Origin of the sequence: Pseudomonas sp. BF-B-15 (assembly GCF_019946675.1) — a bacterium.
GTDB lineage: Bacteria > Pseudomonadota > Gammaproteobacteria > Pseudomonadales > Pseudomonadaceae > Aquipseudomonas > Aquipseudomonas migulae.
The window spans coordinates 1-17,165 of record NZ_JAGYFZ010000031.1; the positions used below are offsets into that span (position 1 = coordinate 1).

At 60.2% G+C, this 17,165-nt stretch carries 21 protein-coding genes; 14 read left to right on the top strand and 7 right to left on the bottom strand.

Going from position 1 to position 17,165, the window contains the following annotated elements; translation table 11 throughout:
- Positions 1 to 100: 100 nt before the first annotated feature.
- From KGA97_RS12435 to KGA97_RS12450, 4 genes are all read right to left on the bottom strand, one after another.
- Positions 101 to 388 (bottom strand): PA4642 family protein, encoded by a 288-nt coding sequence (locus tag KGA97_RS12435; protein ID WP_008037237.1) that lies wholly within the window; start codon positions 386 to 388, stop codon positions 101 to 103.
- A gap of 63 nt (positions 389 to 451) precedes the next feature.
- A complete protein-coding gene (locus KGA97_RS12440) occupies positions 452 to 937 on the bottom strand; it encodes a hypothetical protein (RefSeq protein ID WP_008025899.1) in 486 nt (161 codons plus the stop codon).
- A 159-nt stretch (positions 938 to 1,096) separates the two neighbouring features.
- Positions 1,097 to 1,570 carry a WbuC family cupin fold metalloprotein gene (locus KGA97_RS12445; RefSeq protein ID WP_008037236.1) on the bottom strand — a complete coding sequence of 158 codons (474 nt, stop codon included), beginning with the start codon at positions 1,568 to 1,570 and terminating at the stop codon, positions 1,097 to 1,099.
- A 4-nt stretch (positions 1,571 to 1,574) separates the two neighbouring features.
- Positions 1,575 to 2,132 (bottom strand): hypoxanthine-guanine phosphoribosyltransferase, encoded by a 558-nt coding sequence (locus KGA97_RS12450; RefSeq protein ID WP_008025895.1) that lies wholly within the window; start codon positions 2,130 to 2,132, stop codon positions 1,575 to 1,577.
- Positions 2,133 to 2,295: 163 nt separating this feature from the next.
- On the opposite strand from KGA97_RS12450, the gene upp reads away from it, so the two are divergent.
- Complete coding sequence (gene upp / locus KGA97_RS12455) at positions 2,296 to 2,934, top strand: uracil phosphoribosyltransferase (RefSeq protein WP_008025893.1); 639 nt, start codon at positions 2,296 to 2,298, stop codon at positions 2,932 to 2,934.
- Between the two features lie 2 nt (positions 2,935 to 2,936).
- Positions 2,937 to 4,211 carry a uracil-xanthine permease family protein gene (locus tag KGA97_RS12460; RefSeq protein WP_008025891.1) on the top strand — a complete coding sequence of 425 codons (1,275 nt, stop codon included), beginning with the start codon at positions 2,937 to 2,939 and terminating at the stop codon, positions 4,209 to 4,211.
- Between the two features lie 8 nt (positions 4,212 to 4,219).
- Here KGA97_RS12460 and hemH read toward each other — a convergent pair whose 3' ends face one another.
- Both hemH and KGA97_RS12470 read right to left on the bottom strand, forming a co-directional pair.
- Complete coding sequence (hemH, locus tag KGA97_RS12465; RefSeq protein ID WP_223450263.1) at positions 4,220 to 5,209, bottom strand: ferrochelatase; 990 nt, start codon at positions 5,207 to 5,209, stop codon at positions 4,220 to 4,222.
- Between the two features lie 13 nt (positions 5,210 to 5,222).
- Entirely contained in the window at positions 5,223 to 6,125 is a 903-nt protein-coding gene (locus tag KGA97_RS12470) for a TIGR01777 family oxidoreductase (RefSeq protein ID WP_223480859.1), read from the bottom strand.
- A gap of 196 nt (positions 6,126 to 6,321) precedes the next feature.
- Between KGA97_RS12470 and KGA97_RS12475 the strand changes: the two genes are divergently transcribed.
- The 12 genes from KGA97_RS12475 (at position 6,322) to KGA97_RS12530 (ending at position 16,458) form a co-directional block, all read left to right on the top strand.
- Positions 6,322 to 7,308: an NAD(P)/FAD-dependent oxidoreductase gene (locus tag KGA97_RS12475; RefSeq protein ID WP_008037229.1), complete on the top strand. Its 987-nt coding sequence runs from the start codon at positions 6,322 to 6,324 to the stop codon at positions 7,306 to 7,308.
- Positions 7,305 to 7,520 (top strand): TIGR02450 family Trp-rich protein, encoded by a 216-nt coding sequence (locus KGA97_RS12480; protein ID WP_192228951.1) that lies wholly within the window; start codon positions 7,305 to 7,307, stop codon positions 7,518 to 7,520. The genes KGA97_RS12475 and KGA97_RS12480 overlap by 4 nt, the downstream gene beginning before the upstream one ends.
- A 204-nt stretch (positions 7,521 to 7,724) precedes the next feature.
- Positions 7,725 to 8,684: a YbgA family protein gene (locus tag KGA97_RS12485; protein WP_223480860.1), complete on the top strand. Its 960-nt coding sequence runs from the start codon at positions 7,725 to 7,727 to the stop codon at positions 8,682 to 8,684.
- Complete coding sequence (locus KGA97_RS12490; protein ID WP_223480861.1) at positions 8,684 to 9,625, top strand: MerR family transcriptional regulator; 942 nt, start codon at positions 8,684 to 8,686, stop codon at positions 9,623 to 9,625. The genes KGA97_RS12485 and KGA97_RS12490 overlap by 1 nt, the downstream gene beginning before the upstream one ends.
- 21 nt (positions 9,626 to 9,646) lie before the next feature.
- Positions 9,647 to 11,092, top strand: coding sequence for a deoxyribodipyrimidine photo-lyase (phrB, locus tag KGA97_RS12495; protein WP_223480862.1), 1,446 nt, complete (start codon positions 9,647 to 9,649; stop codon positions 11,090 to 11,092).
- Positions 11,085 to 11,507 carry a nuclear transport factor 2 family protein gene (locus KGA97_RS12500; RefSeq protein ID WP_223480863.1) on the top strand — a complete coding sequence of 141 codons (423 nt, stop codon included), beginning with the start codon at positions 11,085 to 11,087 and terminating at the stop codon, positions 11,505 to 11,507. The genes phrB and KGA97_RS12500 overlap by 8 nt, the downstream gene beginning before the upstream one ends.
- Positions 11,504 to 12,286: an SDR family NAD(P)-dependent oxidoreductase gene (locus KGA97_RS12505; RefSeq protein ID WP_008037218.1), complete on the top strand. Its 783-nt coding sequence runs from the start codon at positions 11,504 to 11,506 to the stop codon at positions 12,284 to 12,286. The genes KGA97_RS12500 and KGA97_RS12505 overlap by 4 nt, the downstream gene beginning before the upstream one ends.
- Complete coding sequence (locus tag KGA97_RS12510) at positions 12,283 to 13,530, top strand: NAD(P)/FAD-dependent oxidoreductase (RefSeq protein ID WP_223480864.1); 1,248 nt, start codon at positions 12,283 to 12,285, stop codon at positions 13,528 to 13,530. The genes KGA97_RS12505 and KGA97_RS12510 overlap by 4 nt, the downstream gene beginning before the upstream one ends.
- Positions 13,527 to 14,342 (top strand): DUF1365 domain-containing protein, encoded by an 816-nt coding sequence (locus tag KGA97_RS12515; RefSeq protein WP_192228945.1) that lies wholly within the window; start codon positions 13,527 to 13,529, stop codon positions 14,340 to 14,342. Before KGA97_RS12510 ends, KGA97_RS12515 begins: the two co-directional genes overlap by 4 nt.
- Positions 14,329 to 15,600, top strand: coding sequence for an SAM-dependent methyltransferase (locus KGA97_RS12520; RefSeq protein WP_223480865.1), 1,272 nt, complete (start codon positions 14,329 to 14,331; stop codon positions 15,598 to 15,600). Before KGA97_RS12515 ends, KGA97_RS12520 begins: the two co-directional genes overlap by 14 nt.
- Positions 15,593 to 16,099: a DUF2878 domain-containing protein gene (locus tag KGA97_RS12525; protein ID WP_223480866.1), complete on the top strand. Its 507-nt coding sequence runs from the start codon at positions 15,593 to 15,595 to the stop codon at positions 16,097 to 16,099. The genes KGA97_RS12520 and KGA97_RS12525 overlap by 8 nt, the downstream gene beginning before the upstream one ends.
- A 53-nt stretch (positions 16,100 to 16,152) precedes the next feature.
- Positions 16,153 to 16,458 (top strand): YkgJ family cysteine cluster protein, encoded by a 306-nt coding sequence (locus tag KGA97_RS12530; RefSeq protein ID WP_008025864.1) that lies wholly within the window; start codon positions 16,153 to 16,155, stop codon positions 16,456 to 16,458.
- 130 nt (positions 16,459 to 16,588) lie between these two features.
- Here KGA97_RS12530 and KGA97_RS12535 read toward each other — a convergent pair whose 3' ends face one another.
- On the bottom strand, positions 16,589 to 17,107 hold the full coding sequence (locus tag KGA97_RS12535; protein WP_223480867.1) for an acyloxyacyl hydrolase: 519 nt from the start codon (positions 17,105 to 17,107) through the stop codon (positions 16,589 to 16,591).
- Between the last annotated feature and the right edge of the window lie 58 nt (positions 17,108 to 17,165).

Genomic DNA, 17,165 nt, shown 5'->3' on the forward strand with positions numbered 1-17,165 from the left:
GCTGGCGATGGCATCACCTCGGTGGATCTGACAGACCGAGGGGATGCCATCGCCAGCAAGCCGGCTCCTACAGAAGTGGGGGGCGCCAGGGAAACAGGTTTCAGCCGCGGGCTTTTTCGATCAGTTCGATGTAGTCCGGCGCGTTGCGCTGATCCTTGATCAGGGCAACGAAGTCATTGCCGTGCTCGTCCTTGCCGTCCAGATCAAAACCGGCCTCGACGAAGAACGTCAGAAAACGCTCGAAGTCGTCGATACGCAGGCCACGGTAGGCCTTGATCAGTTTGTGCAGGGACGGCGAAGTGGCGTCGACCGGTTCGAAATCGAGAAACAACTTGATCTGCTCGTCGCCGATCTCGTCACCAATCACTTGTTTCTTATCTTTACGCATTGCCGACTCCAGCTCGCAGACATTTCACGGGGCGGGCAGTTTACCCCTCACTGGCCGCCGGGCTCAACGCGGACGAACGGCCCCGGTGTGCAGATCGGCCCAGACATGACCGTTGGCGTAGCTGAGGAACTGGCAATACACCGTGTCATTGCGCAGCAAGTCGATCACCACGCGGTATTGCGCCATCGGGTAAAACAGCGTCAGGGTTTTGCTCTTGTCGTCGTAGATCGGCTTTTTCAGGCTTTTGCTTTCGCCATCGAAGTTGACCAGCACCTGATTGATGGTCGCGCCCTTGTTCAAGGATTTGCCCTTGAGGCGGATCAGCAGCGGAGACGTTACCGGGATCGGCTGTTGGGTGGACTGCCGTTGGCTGCCGACCACCACCGAATACTCGGTGACCTGCAGCAATTGTTGCTGCTCCGGTTCGGCATCACGCAGCGTCAGGTCGTCAGGCGGCAGAAACTGCCCGTGCATCAGCGCCGGCGCGGCGGCCAGCGGCAGGCTGAGGGTCAGCAACAGGGCGGCGCAGCTGCGGATCAAAAGGCTCATGACGGGCTCCGAAAGGCGGGGCCGGGCACTCTATCATGGCTGCACACCGTCCCTGTAGGAGCGTGGCTTGCCCGCGAAGGCGGTGTGTCAGTCCCTTAGTTATCGACTGACACACCGCCTTCGCGGGCAAGCCTCGCTCCTACAGTGGGGTGGTGCGTATCAATCGAACTGCGCGCGCATCCAGGCCTGATACTCGGCCACGCCCGGCTCGCCTTCACGCGGCGCCCAATCAGCCAGTTCACCTTCGCCCACAGGACGATAAGGACCGGCCTTGCACTCGAACATCAGGCTGTCGGCTTCCAGCACCACCAGGCCATGAAACACACCGGTTGGCAGGTCCACGCCGACGCAGTCGCCAGCGGCCTGCAGCACTTGCTTGCGCACCACCGCGCCGGACTCGTCGAAGATCAACACGCCAAGCCGTCCCTTGAGGACCAGCAAGGTTTCAGCCTTGTTCTCCCCCAGATGCCGATGAGGCGGGATGTACGTGCCCGGCTGCAAACCCACCGCCATGCGATGGCAAGCGTCTTCCATCTGATGAAAGTTGTGGTGCTGGCGTCCACGCGGATTGGCCGCTGCTTTCTCGGCCAACTCAGTGAACAGGGTTTGATCAAGAAAGCTCGGCGCGGCCATGTGCTTACATTCCTTTAACGGCAAAAATCCCGTTGGCGTTACGCCAGTAGCCTTTGTAGTCCATGCCGTAACCGAAGATGTAGCGGTCGATGCACGGCAAACCGACGAAATCGGCTTTCAGGTCCGGACGAGCCTTGCGGTCGTGGTCCTTGTCGATCAGCACGGCGGTGTGCACTTTGCGCGCGCCGGCGTGTTTGCAGAAGTCGATGATCGCGCCCAGGGTGTGACCTTCATCGAGGATGTCGTCGATGATCAGCACGTCACGGTCGATAAACGACACTTCAGGCTTGGCTTTCCAGAACAGGTCGCCGCCGCTGGTTTCGTTGCGATAACGGGTGGCGTGCAGGTAGGACGCTTCCAGCGGGAATTGCAGATGGGTGAGCAGCTTGCCGGCGAAGATCAGGCCGCCGTTCATCACGCAGAACACCACCGGGTTAGTGTCAGCCATTTGTTCATTGATATGTGCACCAACGCGGGCGATGGCCGCCTCGACTTCAGCTTCGGTGTACAGGCAGTCAGCCTCTCGCATGATTTGACGGATATGCTCGAGATCAGCGGACATGGCGCTCTCCAAGGGGTGGCATTCAGGAAAAGCGGGCAAAGGTACGCATCCCGCACGGCCAGATCAAGCGTTTGTGGACTAACGTACTCTATTGTCTATAGGACAACACCCTCGGATAGATTAATCTAGGCCGGTTTTTTTGCCCGCCGCCGGAGCCTTTCCCATGCCCATCCTCGAGATCCGCCATCCGCTGATCCGTCACAAACTCGGCCTGATGCGCCGCGCAGACATCAGCACCAAGAATTTCCGCGAGCTCGCTCAGGAAGTCGGTGCCCTTTTGACCTATGAAGCCACCAAAGACCTGCCGCTGGAATCCTACGACATCGAAGGCTGGTGCGGCACCGTGTCGGTCGAGAAAATCGCCGGCAAGAAAATCACCGTAGTGCCGATCCTGCGCGCCGGCATCGGCATGCTCGAAGGCGTGCTGAGCCTGATCCCGGGCGCCAAAGTCAGCGCCGTGGGCGTGGCCCGCAACGAACAGACGCTGCAAGCCCACACGTATCTGGAAAAACTGGTTCCGGAAATCAACGAACGCCTGGCAATGATCATCGACCCGATGCTCGCCACCGGCAGTTCCATGGTTGCCACCATCGACCTGTTGAAAAAAGCCGGTTGCCGCGACATCCGCGCCATGGTGCTGGTCGCCGCGCCGGAAGGCATCGCCGCTGTGGAGAAGGCTCACCCGGACGTGACCATCTACACCGCTTCCATTGACGAGAAACTCAACGAACACGGTTACATCATCCCGGGCCTGGGCGATGCCGGCGACAAGATCTTCGGCACCAAGCAGAAGGACGCTTGAGCATGCAGCAAGAGTTCAACGATCCGCTCTGGCGCACGGTGCTGTCGGGTGCGCAGATGCTGTTCGTGGCCTTTGGCGCGCTGGTATTGATGCCGCTGATTACCGGCCTCGACCCGAACGTGGCGCTGTTCACCGCCGGTTTGGGGACGATTCTGTTCCAGATCGTCACCGGGCGTCAGGTGCCGGTATTCCTGGCATCGAGCTTCGCCTTCATCACCCCGATCATTCTCGCCAAAGGCCAGTTCGGCCTCGCGGCGACCATGGGCGGTGTGATGGCGGCGGGTTTTGTCTACACCTTCCTCGGCCTCGCCGTGAAGATCAAAGGCACCGGTTTCATCGACCGTTTGCTGCCACCGGTGGTGATTGGTCCGGTGATCATTTCCATCGGCCTGGCCATGGCGCCAATCGCCGCCAACATGGCGATGGGTAAGGCTGGCGACGGCTCCGAACTGATTCATTACCAGACAGCCATGCTGATCTCGATGCCGGCGCTGCTGACCACGCTGATCGTTGCGGTGTTCGGCAAAGGCATTTTCCGCCTGGTACCGATCATATCCGGCGTGCTGGTCGGTTTTGCGATGGCGTTCTATTTCGGCGTGGTTGATACCGCGAAGATTGCCGCTGCACCGTGGTTCGCGATCCCGAACTTCACTGCGCCGGAATTCAACTGGCAAGCGATTCTCTTCATCGTTCCGGTGGCATTGGCCCCGGCCATCGAGCACATCGGCGGCGTGATCGCCGTGGGCAGCGTGACCGGCCGTGACTACCTGAAGAAGCCAGGCCTGCACCGCACGCTGCTCGGCGACGGCATTGCCACCACCGCTGCCGGCCTGTTCGGCGGCCCGCCCAACACCACGTACGCCGAAGTGACCGGCGCGGTGATGCTGACCAAGAACTACAACCCGAAAATCATGACCTGGGCGGCGATCTTCGCCATCAGCCTGGCGTTCATCGGCAAGTTCGGTGCGTTGCTGCAAAGCATTCCGGTGCCGGTGATGGGCGGGATTCTGTGCCTGTTGTTCGGTTCGATTGCGGCGGTGGGGATGAACACGCTGATTCGCCACAAGATCGACCTGGGCGAGGCGCGCAACCTGGTGATCGTTTCGGTAACGCTGGTGTTCGGGATTGGCGGCGTGCTGGTCGGCACCGGCACCGGCCCGGACGACTTCGGCCTCAAAGGCATCGCGCTGTGCGCGGTGGTGGCGATTGCGCTGAACCTGTTGCTGCCGGGGAATGACAGCTGGAAGCACAAGAAGGCGGATGAGCCTTTGTTGTAAACCAGCCTTTAGATCGCCTTCGCCCACTGCGGATCATCGTTGAGGCACGGCACCAGCACCAACTCCTCCCCCCCCGCTTCGCGGAATTGTTCTTTCCCGCGATCACCGATTTCTTCCAGCGTCTCGATGCAATCGGCAACGAACGCCGGGCACATCACCAGCACCTTCCTCACGCCCATTCCCGCCAACTCATCAAGGCGCGCTTCGGTGTAGGGTTCGATCCATTTCGCCCGACCCAGCCGCGACTGAAACGACACCGACCATTTGCCGTCCGGCAGGCCCATGCGCTTGGCGAATTCCGCTGCGGTGCGCAGGCACTGGCCGCGGTAACAGGTCGCGACGACTTCCGGTGGCGCACCGGCGCAGCAATCGCCGCCACCTTCGAAACTGTGCCCCGGGTTGAGCTTCTTCAGATGCCGCTCCGGCAAGCCATGGAAGCTCAGCAACAGATGATCGAAATCCTGCTCCAGATGCGGCTTGGCGCTGGCCACCAGGGCATCGATGTATTCCGGCTGATCGTAGAACGGCTCGAGTATCGAGAACTGCACATTGAGTTTGTGCTCGCTCACCACCCGCTTGGCTTCCTCGATCACCGTGGTCACGGTGCTGTCGGCGAACTGCGGATAAAGCGGCGCGAGGGTAATTCGCTTGTGGCCCTGGGCGGCGAGTTGCAGCAGTTTCGACTCAATCGACGGCTCGCCATAACGCATCGCCAGTTCCACCGGCCCGTGGCTCCACTGTGCGCTCATGGCCTGTTGCAAGCGGCGGCTGAGCACCACCAGTGGCGAGCCCTCCTCCCACCAGATCGAGGCGTAGGCGTGGGCCGACTGCTCCGGGCGTCTGATCAGAATCAGCGAGACCAGCAAACGGCGCACCGGCCATGGCAGGTCGATCACATACGGGTCCATCAGAAATTGATTGAGGTAGCTGCGCACATCCGCCACCGAGGTGGAGGCAGGTGAACCCAGGTTGACCAGAAGCAACGCGTGATCGGTCATGCAACGTCCTATTTCAGAGGCGGCTGGACAAGTCGTCCAGAGCCGCACGCAGGTCAGTGAACTGGAAGGTGAAGCCCGCTTCCAGCAAGCGCGCCGGAACAGCCTTCTGGCCACCCAGCAACAGCAATGACAACTCGCCCAGGCCCACCTTCAAGGCCAGGGCCGGCATGGGCATGAACGCCGGGCGATGCAGCACGCTGCCCAGCGTCTTGGCAAATTCGCGATTGCGCACCGGTTTGGGCGCGCAGGCATTATAAGGACCGCTGGCGTTTTTCTGATGCAGAAGAAAATCAATCAGGGCGATTTGATCATTGATATGGATCCACGGCATCCACTGCCGACCAGTGCCCAAAGGCCCGCCCAGCCCCAGTTTGAATGGCAGCAACAGCCGCGACAAAAAGCCGCCCTCGGCCGACAGCACCAAGCCGGTGCGAACGAAGATCACGCGAATGCCCAAGGCTTCGGCACGCTGAGCGGTTTCTTCCCAGGCAATGCACAACTGACTGGCAAAATCATCGATCACCGGAGGGGAATGTTCAGTCAACTCCCGTTCGCCCCCGTCGCCATACCAGCCAATGGCAGAGCCCGAAATCAACACCTGCGGTTTCTGTTCACGGTTTTCGAGCCACGCCAGCAAGGTTTCCGTCAGGGTGATGCGGCTGCTCCACAGCAAGGCTTTACGTCGGTGGGTCCAGAGCCGGTCGGCAATCGGCGCACCCGCGAGGTTGATAATCGCATCCACCGGTTCCTGACCGAGGTCCTCGAGTCGGGCCACCGCGCGCACCTGGGCGCCACAGACTTTCGCGACTTTGGCCGGCGTCCGGCTCCAGACGGTCAGACTATGTCCCTGACTCAACCAGTGGCGGCAGAGCTGACGTCCTATCAAACCAGTACCGCCGGTCAGCAATATGTGCATGACTTCTTCCTCGCGTGGCGTTTTACCCTGATCACTAGTCTATTTTTATAAGCAGGGATCTTTGATATCGGGCAGGGTCTGTGTTTAACAATAGGCCAAGCTGTCAGAACGAGAACGCTAAAAGTTATACCGAAAAACAATATTGTACAGGTTTCAACCACGGCGTAGTCTGTACAGAAAGGTAAACGAGGCCCCTATGACTGTACCTATCGCAATCATCGGCACCGGCATTGCCGGACTCTCAGCCGCCCAAGCCCTTACGGACGCAGGGCATGTCGTTCAACTTTTCGATAAAAGCCGCGGCAGTGGCGGGCGCATGTCGAGCAAGCGCAGCGATGCGGGTGCGCTGGACATGGGCGCGCAATATTTCACTGCGCGTGATCGCCGCTTTGTCACTGAAGTCCAGCGTTGGCAAGCCAAAGGCTGGGTCGCCGAATGGGCGCCGCAGCTTTATACCTACCACGGTGGCCAGCTCAACCTGTCGCCGGACGAGCAGACGCGCTGGGTCGGCACGCCACGCATGAGCGCCATCACCCGTGGCCTGATTGGCGATCTGGAAGTGCATTTTGCCTGCCGCATTACCGAGGTCTATCGCGGTGAAGAACACTGGCATCTGCAGGATGCCGAAGGTTTCACTCATGGCCCGTTCAGTCACGTGATCGTCGCCACGCCAGCACCGCAAGCGACCGCCTTGCTGGCCTCCGCGCCGAAACTCGCAGGCGCCGCCGCCGGGGTCAAAATGGACCCGACCTGGGCCGTCGCACTGGCCTTCGATACTCCGCTGGATACACCCATGGAAGGCTGCTTCGTGCAAGACAGCCCACTCGACTGGCTGGCGCGCAACCGCAGCAAACCGGGGCGCGACAACACCAAGGACACCTGGGTATTGCACGCGACCAGCACCTGGAGCCGGCAACATATCGACCTGTCCAAGGAAGCCGTGATCGAGCAACTGCACGGCGCGTTCGCCGAACTGCTCCACAGCGCCATGCCTGCGCCGAGCTTCAGCCTCGCGCACCGCTGGCTCTACGCCCGCCCCGCCAGCAGCCATGAATGGGGCACGCTGGCCGATGCCGACCTGGGTCTTTACGCGTGTGGCGACTGGTGCCTGTCCGGTCGTGTCGAAGGTGCCTGGCTCAGCGGTCAGGAAGCCGCCCGCCGCCTGCACGAACACCTGCAGTGAACCGCATCAACCCGAGCAAATTGCTGCTGTCGAAATGGACAGCAGCCCACCCGCAAAACCGCGAAAAACATTTTCTGGTCATCGAGCTGTTCCGCGACGAGGAAGGCACGGTGCTGGACGTCGAATTGCAGGCGGTGCTGACCAAGCGCAATCAACGCCTGAGCTGGCAAACCCTGAAAAACAGCGACGCCTGGATCTCGGGCTGGAACTAGATCCCTGTAGGAGCCGGCTTGCTGGCGATCCAAACGCCGCGATCATTCAGGAATACCGCGTCATCGTTGATCGCCGGCAAGCCGGCTCCTACAGCACGCCAAATACTTATACAAACAATTTGACTTGTACACCTTTGAATCTATGATGAAACACATGTTGTACAGAAATTAAATCCTGTACAGGTTTGGATTCGAGGTGCTCCGATGCTCCACGCCAGCGCGAAACCGAAAATCGCCATCAGCGCCTGCCTGATGGGCGCCGAGGTGCGTTTCAATGGCGGGCACAAGGAATCGCGGCTGTGCAGCCGCACCCTCACCGAGTATTTCGATTTCGTCCCGGTGTGCCCGGAAGTCGCCATCGGCCTGGGCATTCCTCGCCAGCCCATTCGACTGGTCGGTGATGCTGAACGCCCCGAAGCCATCGGCACTGTTCACCCCGAACTGAATGTCACCCGGCCGCTGTCCGATTACGCCCGGAAGATGGCCGCCGAACTGGACGATGTCTGCGGCTACATCTTCATGCAGAAATCACCGTCGTGTGGACTGGATCGGGTCAAGGTCTACCACGCCAACGGTGCACCGGTAGACGGCGGTGGCCGTGGCATCTATGCCCAGGCTTTCTGTGCGCTGCACCCGGACCTGCCGGTGGAAGAAGACGGCCGGCTCAACGACCCGGTGCTGCGGGAAAACTTTCTCACCCGCGTGTTCGCCTACAGCGCCTGGCAACAGTTGCTGCAAGCAGGGCTGACTCGTCGCGGATTGACCGAATTTCACTCGCGCTACAAATACCTGCTGATGGCCCACAACCCGGTGCAGTACAAAACCCTGGGCAATCTGCTGGGCAACATGGGCCAGATCGACCCGAAAGAACTCGGCCCACGTTATTTCAGCGAACTGATGGCGGCCTTGAAAAAGTGCGCCACGCGCCGCACCCACACCAACGTCCTGCAACACATCAGTGGTTACCTCAAGCAGGTCATCACCGCTGAAGACAAACAGGAAGTGCAACACGTCATCGGCCAGTACCGCCACGGCATCGTGCCGCTGGTGGTGCCGCTGACACTGCTCAAACATCACTTTCGCCAACACCCGGATCCGTACATTGCGCAACAGGTTTACCTGCAACCGCACCCGGAAAACCTCAGCCTGCGAAACGCGATCTGATGAAAATCCCACTCGACACCAGTGCCCGCGAAGACCTCGGCGCCGACTTCAAGAAAGCCCTCGATGAGGGTTGGCTGCCAATTCGTGAAGTGGCCCGGCAGACCGGCGTCAACGCCGTCACCTTGCGCGCCTGGGAACGGCGTTACGGTTTGATCGTGCCGCAACGCACGCCCAAAGGGCATCGGCTGTTCAGCGCCGAACACGTACAACGCATCCTGACAATCCTCACCTGGCTCAATCGCGGCGTGGCCGTCAGCCAGGTCAAGCAACTGCTCGACACCCCGCAAGCCTTTGGCGAATCGGTCGAAAATGATTGGCAGGTGATGTGCAACACGCTGCTGCAAGCAGTCACTCGGCTCAACGAACGCACCCTGGATGACACAGTCAACCAGGCGATCGCGTTGTACCCGCCGCGGACTTTGTGCGAACAACTGTTGATGCCGTTGCTGGCCGAACTTGAACAACGCTGGCAAGGCCAGTTTGGCTCGCAGATGGAGCGCGTGTTTTTTTACTCCTGGTTACGCAGCAAATTCGGCGCGCGCATCTACCATAACAACCGTCAACTGCGCACCGCACCGCTGCTGTTGATCAATCACTCCGACCTGCCGCTGGAACCGTATCTGTGGCTCACCGCGTGGTTGATCAGCAGCGCCGATTGCCCGGTGGAAGTGTTCGACTGGCCGTTGCCGGCGGGCGAGCTCGCACTGGCAGTCGATCACCTGCAAGCCCGTGGCGTACTGCTGTATTCCAGCAAAGCCATGAACCTTGCGCAGCTGCCGAAACTTTTCAACGGTGTCAGTTGCCCAAAAATGATTGCCGGACCAACGGTATGCATCCACCACGCCGAGTTGTCCGTAAAAACCACAGAGATTGCTGAATTGTTCCTGGCCGAAGATCCGTTATCGGCGCATCAGGACCTGGTACAGCGCGGGCTTATTTAAATGAATCGTACGGACACCACCATGCAATTGATCTGGCTGCGCAGCGACTTGCGTCTACATGACAACACCGCCCTCTCGGCCGCCGCTTCCCGGGGGCCGAGCGTGGCGGTGTACCTGTTGAGCCCGGAACAATGGCGCGAGCATGACGACGCGCCGTGCAAAGTGGATTTCTGGCTGCGCAACCTCCGTGAACTGAACCGTGCACTTGGCGAGTTGAACATCCCGTTGCTGATTCGCACGGCCTCTCGCTGGGATGAAGCGCCGAAGGTTCTGCTCGACCTGTGCCAGCAATTGAAGATCGACGCGGTGCACGTCAACGAGGAATACGGCATTCACGAAAGCCGTCGTGATGCAGCGGTGGCAGAAGCACTGAAAACCAAAGGCGTCGACTTTTATAGCTACCTCGATCAGTTGCTGTTCAGCCCCGGCACCGTACTGACCAAGACCGGCACCTATTTCCAGGTCTTCAGTCAGTTCCGCAAAGTCTGCTACGACCGTCTGCACCGTTCATTGCCGAGTCTCGTCAGGGCGCCAGCGGTGCAATCGAAGCTGAACATCGACAGCGATGAAACCCCTTCAAGCGTTGCAGGCTTCGACACGCCCAGCGACACCTTGCGCGCGCTCTGGCCCGCCGGTGAAACCGAAGCCCGACGCCGTCTGGACACCTTCGCCGATGCGCAGATCGACTACTACAAAAGTGAGCGTGACTTCCCGGCCAAACCCGGCACCAGTCAGCTCTCGGCTTACCTGGCGGCCGGCGTCATTTCCCCGCGCCAGTGCTTGCATGCTGCCCTGCAAAGCAATCAGGGCGAGTTCGAAAGCGGCAAAGTCGGCGCCGTCACCTGGATCAACGAATTGCTGTGGCGCGAGTTCTACAAACACATTCTGGTGGGCTACCCGCGCGTCTCCCGTCACCGCGCCTTCCGCCCGGAAACCGAAGCCCTGGCCTGGCGCGATGCCCCCGACGAACTGGCAGCCTGGCAAGAAGCGCGCACCGGTCTGCCGATCATTGACGCAGCGATGCGCCAACTGCTTGAAACCGGCTGGATGCACAACCGCTTGCGCATGGTGGTGGCGATGTTCCTCACCAAAAACCTGCTGATCGACTGGCGTGAAGGCGAACGTTTTTTCATGCGGCACCTGATCGATGGCGATCTCGCGGCGAATAACGGCGGCTGGCAATGGAGCTCATCCACCGGCACCGATTCGGCGCCCTACTTCCGGATTTTCAACCCGCTCAGCCAATCGGAAAAATTCGACAGCGAAGGCCTGTTCATCAAGCACTGGTTGCCGGAGCTGGCCGGACTGAACAAGAAAGACGTGCACAACCCGGCGAACCTCGGCGGGTTGTTTGGCGTGGCAGGTTATCCGTCGCCGATCGTCAATCTAAGTACATCCCGTGCACGCGCACTGGCGGCGTTCAAAAACCTGCCGTCGCGACAGAACGCGGGAGGCGGTTATGAGTGATTTCCTGCGCCGCTTCGCCTGGCAGTTTGCCGAGCTGAACAAAGACAACCTGCAGCGCCTGAATGAGCTGTACGCCGACGACGTGCACTTCACCGATCCGCTGCACGAAGTACAGGGCCTCGCGCATTTGCGCAGTTATTTCAGCGAGCTCTACGCCAACGTCAGCGAGCTGCGTTTCGATTTTCACGGCTTCGACCAGATCGGCGAAGGCGAAGGTTATCTGCGCTGGGTCATGAGCTACCGCCATCCGCACCTGGCCGGCGGGCGCTTGATTCGGGTGGAAGGCTGCTCGCACCTGCTCTGGAGCGACAAGGTTTATCGCCACCGGGATTACTTCGATGCCGGGGCGCTGCTTTACGAACATGTACCCGTATTGGGCCGGGCTATCGCCTGGTTGAAAAGGAGAATGGGATGAGCCTTACACCTCCACGACGATATTGGCTGACTGGCGCAAGCAGTGGCATTGGCGCCGCGCTGGCCGAGGAGATTCTGAAAACCGGCGCCCATCTGGCGGTCAGTTCACGTTCGCTGGCGCCGATGAAAGTCTTGTCGCAACGCTATCCCGGGCAAGTGCTGGTGGTGGCGGGAGACCTGACCAACAGCCAGACCGTACGCGAAATCGGCGAGCAGATCGCGCATGACTGGGGCTCGCTGGATACGGTGATTCTCAATGCTGGCACCTGCGAATACGTCGACGTTCAGCAGTTCGATTCGTCGCTCGTCGAGCACGTGGTGCGCACCAATCTGCTGGCCAGCAGTTACTGCATCGAAGCCGCCCTGCCGCTGTTGCGCAAAGGCCTCGCGCCACATCTGGTGGGCGTCGCCAGTTCGGTGACTTACCTGCCGCTGCCACGGGCGGAGGCGTATGGCGCGTCGAAGGCCGGGCTGCGTTATCTGTTCGAATCGTTGCGCATTGACCTGGCGCCCGAAGGCATCGAAGTCACCGTAGTCAGCCCGGGGTTCGTCGAGACTCCGCTGACGGCGAAGAACGATTTCCCGATGCCGCTCAGTTGGCCGGTGGGCAAAGCGGCGCGGCACATCTTCGAAAAACTGAAGCATCGGCCACTGGAGATCGCGTTCCCGGCGCTGTTCATGGCGGCGCTCTGGCCGCTGTCGAAAATGCCCAACCGGGTGAAGCTCGCCATCGGCAAACGCATGGTCCGCAGCAGTCCGCCGATCAAGGACGTGCCGTGAACATCGCCATCATCGGCAGCGGCATCTCGGGGCTGACCAGTGCTTACCTGCTGAATCGCCGCCACGAGATCACCCTGTTCGAGGCCGATGACCGAGTCGGCGGCCACACCCACACCGTGGACGTGAAGGTCGATGGCGAGCGTCATGCCGTGGACACCGGTTTCATCGTGTTCAACGACTGGACCTACCCGAACTTCATTCGCTTGCTGGGTCAGATCGGCGTGGGTTTCAAAGCGACCGAGATGAGTTTCTCGGTCACCGATCCGGACAGCGGCCTGGAGTACAACGGCAACAACCTCAACAGCCTGTTCGCCCAGCGCCGCAACCTGCTGTCGCCGGGGTTCTGGGGCATGCTGCGCGACATTGTGCGCTTCAACAAACGCGCCCGGTTCGACCTGTCCGAGGGCCGGATCGCGGCGCACACCACGCTCGACGAATACCTCAAGGCCGGCGGTTACGGCGAGCGGTTCATCCTGCATTACATCGTGCCGATGGGCGCGGCGATCTGGTCGATGCCGATGGCCGAAATGCTGAATTTTCCGCTGCAATTCTTTGTGCGATTTTTCAAGAATCACGGTTTGCTGTCGGTCAACAATCGCCCGCAATGGCGTGTGATCGAGGGCGGCTCGAGTGCTTACATCGCACCCTTGACCGCACCCTTTAACCGGAAAATCCGCCTCAACTGCCCCGTGATGCAGGTCGAGCGCGATGCCGATGGCGTCGTGATCCACAGCCGCGCCGGCAGCGAACGCTTCGACAAAGTGGTGTTCGCCTGCCACAGCGATCAGGCGCTGAAACTGCTGGCCAAACCGAGCGATGCCGAACAGTCGATCCTCGGTGCCCTGCCCTACGCCGACAACGAAGTGGTGCTGCACACCGACACGCGCCTGCTGCCGTCGCGCACACTCGCCCGGGCCAGCTGGAATTACCGCCTCGGTGGCGCCGGCCATACGCTGGCGGCGGTCACCTACGACATGAACATCCTGCAAGGCATCCAGAGCGACACCACGTTTTGCGTCAGCCTCAACCAGAGCGCCGGCATCAGCCCGGCCATGGTGCTCGGCCGATTCACCTACGCCCATCCTCAATACAGCCTGGCGGCGGTGGCAGCGCAGGAGCGCTGGGAAGAATTGAATGGCGCGCAACACAGCTTTTATTGCGGCGCCTACTGGGCCAACGGTTTCCATGAAGATGGCGTGGTCAGCGCGTTGCGCGTGGCCCGCTCGTTCGGGGAAGTGCTGTGAACAGCGCGCTCTACAACGGCTGGATCGCCCATCGGCGGTTTGCCCCAAGGCGCCATGAATTCCGCTACCGGATCGGCCTGCTGTACCTCGATCTCGATGAACAGGACGCCGTACTCGGGTTATCGCCGCTGTCGGGCAACCGCCGTTTCTCGCCGTTTTCGTTTCGCGAAAGCGACTACCTCAAAGCCTTCACCGGCAACGGCATGCGCCTGATCGATGCGGTGCGCGAACAGGTCCGCCAGGCCATTGGTCATGCGCCACAAGGTTCAGTCTGCCTGCTGACCCAGCCCCGCAGTTGGGGCCTGGCGTTCAACCCGGTGAGCTTTTTTTATTGTTACGAAGCCGACGGCCAACTGGCGGCAATCGTTGCCGAAGTCACCAATACCCCGTGGCGCGAGCGTTATCACTACGTGTTGCCGGCCAGGACACCGGATGACCTGCGCGATTTCCATCAGCATTTCGCCGTGGCCAAGGCCTTTCATGTGTCGCCGTTTCTGCCACGCGATCTCGAACACCGTATGAGCTTCAGCCCTGTCGCGAAAAAACTCGGCGTGCACATGGCCGACTGGCAGGGCGAACTGAAGCTGTTCGACGCCACGCTCAACCTGAAACGCGAAGCCCTGAGTCGCGCCAGCCTGCACCGATACCTGCGGCGCTTTCCGTGGATGACCGCAAAAACCTGCCTGGCGATTTATTGGCAAGCCCTGCGCCTGCTGTTCAAACGCGCGCCGATATTTGCTCATCAAGCTGCCGACGGCAGCTTTCAAACCGCCACCGTTCCGCCCAAGGATCGCCGCCATGAAATCCTCTAGCGTCTCGGCCAAAGCCACTCTACTCGGCACTAACGGCTTGACCGGGACGTTGCTGCGTCGCGGTGTGCTGCGGCAACTGGCGCACCTCAAGCACGGGCAACTGGTGGTGATCGAGGATGGCGAGCGGCAGGTCTTCGGCACCGCTGGCAGTCATTTGCAGGGGGAAATCCACATCCTCGACGCAGCAGCGTGGGGGCTGGTGGCGAGTAACGGTTCGATCGGCGCGGGCGAGGCATTTATCCACGGTTACTGGAGCTCGCCGGACCTGACGACGGTGGTTCGCGTGTTCGTCAGTAACCTTGAAGTACTTGATTCGCTGGAAGGTGGCCTGGCGAAACTCGGCCGGCCCTTCGTTCAAGGCCTGCACTGGCTCAATCGCAATACACGCAAGGGTTCGCAGAAAAACATCGCTGCTCACTATGACCTGGGCAACGACCTGTTCGAACAGTTTCTCGACCCGACCATGATGTATTCGGCCGCACAATTTCTAAGTCCCGAGGACAGTCTGGAACAGGCGCAGCTGAACAAACTGGAGCGGATCTGCCAGAAACTCGACCTCAAACCCAGCGATCACCTGCTGGAAATCGGCACCGGTTGGGGCAGCATGGCGCTGTACGCGGCGCAGAATTATGGCTGCAAAGTCACCACCACCACGCTGTCCAGGGAGCAGTACGCGTTTACCGCGCAACGGATCGAAACCCTCGGACTACAAGACCAGGTCACGTTGTTGCTCAAGGATTACCGCGACCTCACCGGGCAGTACGACAAACTGGTGTCGATCGAGATGATCGAAGCTGTAGGCCATCGCTTTCTGCCGACCTACTTCAAGCAGTGCGCGCACTTGCTCAAGAGCAATGGCTTGATGCTGTTGCAGGCGATCACCATCCGCGAACAGCGCTACGAGCAGGCCAAGGGCAGTGTCGACTTCATTCAGCGCTACATCTTCCCCGGCGGCGCCCTGCCCTGCGTGCAGAAAATGCTCGAGATCGTCAGCCGCGACACCGACATGAACCTGCTGCACATGGAGGATTTTGGCCTGCACTACGCGCGAACCTTGCGCCTGTGGCATGAGAATTTTCGCCGCGCCCAAGGCCGCTTGAGCGAATTGGGCTACGACGATTATTTCCTGCGGCTGTGGGAGTTTTACCTGTGCTACTGCGAAGGTGGTTTCCTGGAGCGCACCATCGGCACCGCACAGTTGCTGCTGGCCAAACCTTCGGCGATCACCGCGCCGCTGCTCGGCCGTTTTGATGCTTGAACGCCTGGCCAACGCCGTGCTGTTCCAGCTCGGCTGGCTTGCCTGCGTGATCGGCGGCAACAGTCTGTGGTTATTGGTGGCGCTGGGCGCTTTGGTGATTCATCTGCTGTGGATAAGTCGTTGGGCGGACGAAGGCCGGCTGATTCTCAGCGTTGTGCTGCTGGGCACGACCGTCGACAGCTCATTGCGCTGGCTGGGGGTGTTCGATTTCAACGATGTCGCACCGCTGATTCCCCTATGGCTGATGCTGTTGTGGGCGTTGCTGGCCACGACGTTGCGCCATTGCCTGCAATGGAGCGCAACGCCCTGGTGGCTGGGCTGCTTGCTGGGCGCCGTGGGTGGGCCGTTGTCGTATTACGCGGGAGGACAACTGGCCGGGGTGCAATTCCCTTACGGCCAATTACCGACGCTGATCGGCATCGGATTACTCTGGGCGCTGCTGTTTCCCACGCTGCATTTCATGGCCCGGCGCCTGGCGTCGTCCGACACCCACGACTGAGCGTCCGTCCGGCCTTTCACACAGCACCGACCGACTGACTTACACTGCGTGCCATGAAAACCATTCCCCACACGCAAATCACCGAGCCTGCGGTCACGTGCTCGACCTGCGCGGCCTGCTGCTGCCAGCTCGAAGTGATGCTGATCACCGACACGGGCGTGCCCGAACGTTTTATCGATACCGATGATTGGGGCGGGGAAGTCATGCTGCGCCTGGACGACGGCTGGTGCGCTGCGCTGGATCGCAACACGATGATGTGCACGATCTACGAAAAACGCCCGCTGATCTGCCGGGAGTTCGAGATGGGCGCACCGGAGTGCATCGAAGAGCGCCAGGGGATTAGCACAGCGTATCGATGATTTAGAAATGTGTTGCCTGATCTGACGCCTTCGCGGGCAAGCCTCGCTCCTACAGGTTTTGCGATATGTCGTAACGGTGAATACGACATGAAACCTGTAGGAGCGAGGCTTGCCCGCGAAGCTTTTAGTCTTACAACGGCATCGTGTAGTGCAGCGCGTAACTTTCTACACCATCGTTCGGGCTGCTGAGCCCCGCATTGGAATAGTGCGTCGCACGAATCCCGACTTCATGCCCACCCGCAAAACGCAGACCAAAGCCAAAACGGTCTTCGAACTGAAAGGCACTGCCCAGTTCGTTGCCTTCAAGTTCGGTATTCGAGAACGCCGCCACGCCAACCCCGAGCTCTAGATAAGGTTTGACGTTCTGACCGGCAAACTCATAAACAAACACCGGCGAGAAAGACAGGCTGTGGTTGCTGGAAGTCTTGTCGCCTTCCCAATAGGTGTAGGCACCACTCCAGTAACCGGTCAAACGACCGACGTCACTTTGCAACCAGCTCTTGTCCCAATCGAATTGCATGCCCAATCGATAGGTCATGGTCGAATCGCTGGTCTGGCCGACCCCGAACTCCACGCCTGCCGCCTGTGCGGTAAAACTATGCCCCATCAATGCGGCCGCAATCGCGGCCAAGCAGAATAGTCGCTTCATAGAAACATCCTTTTCCGTACGATTTCGTATGGTTTTTTTGTTGCTTACCGCAATAGAA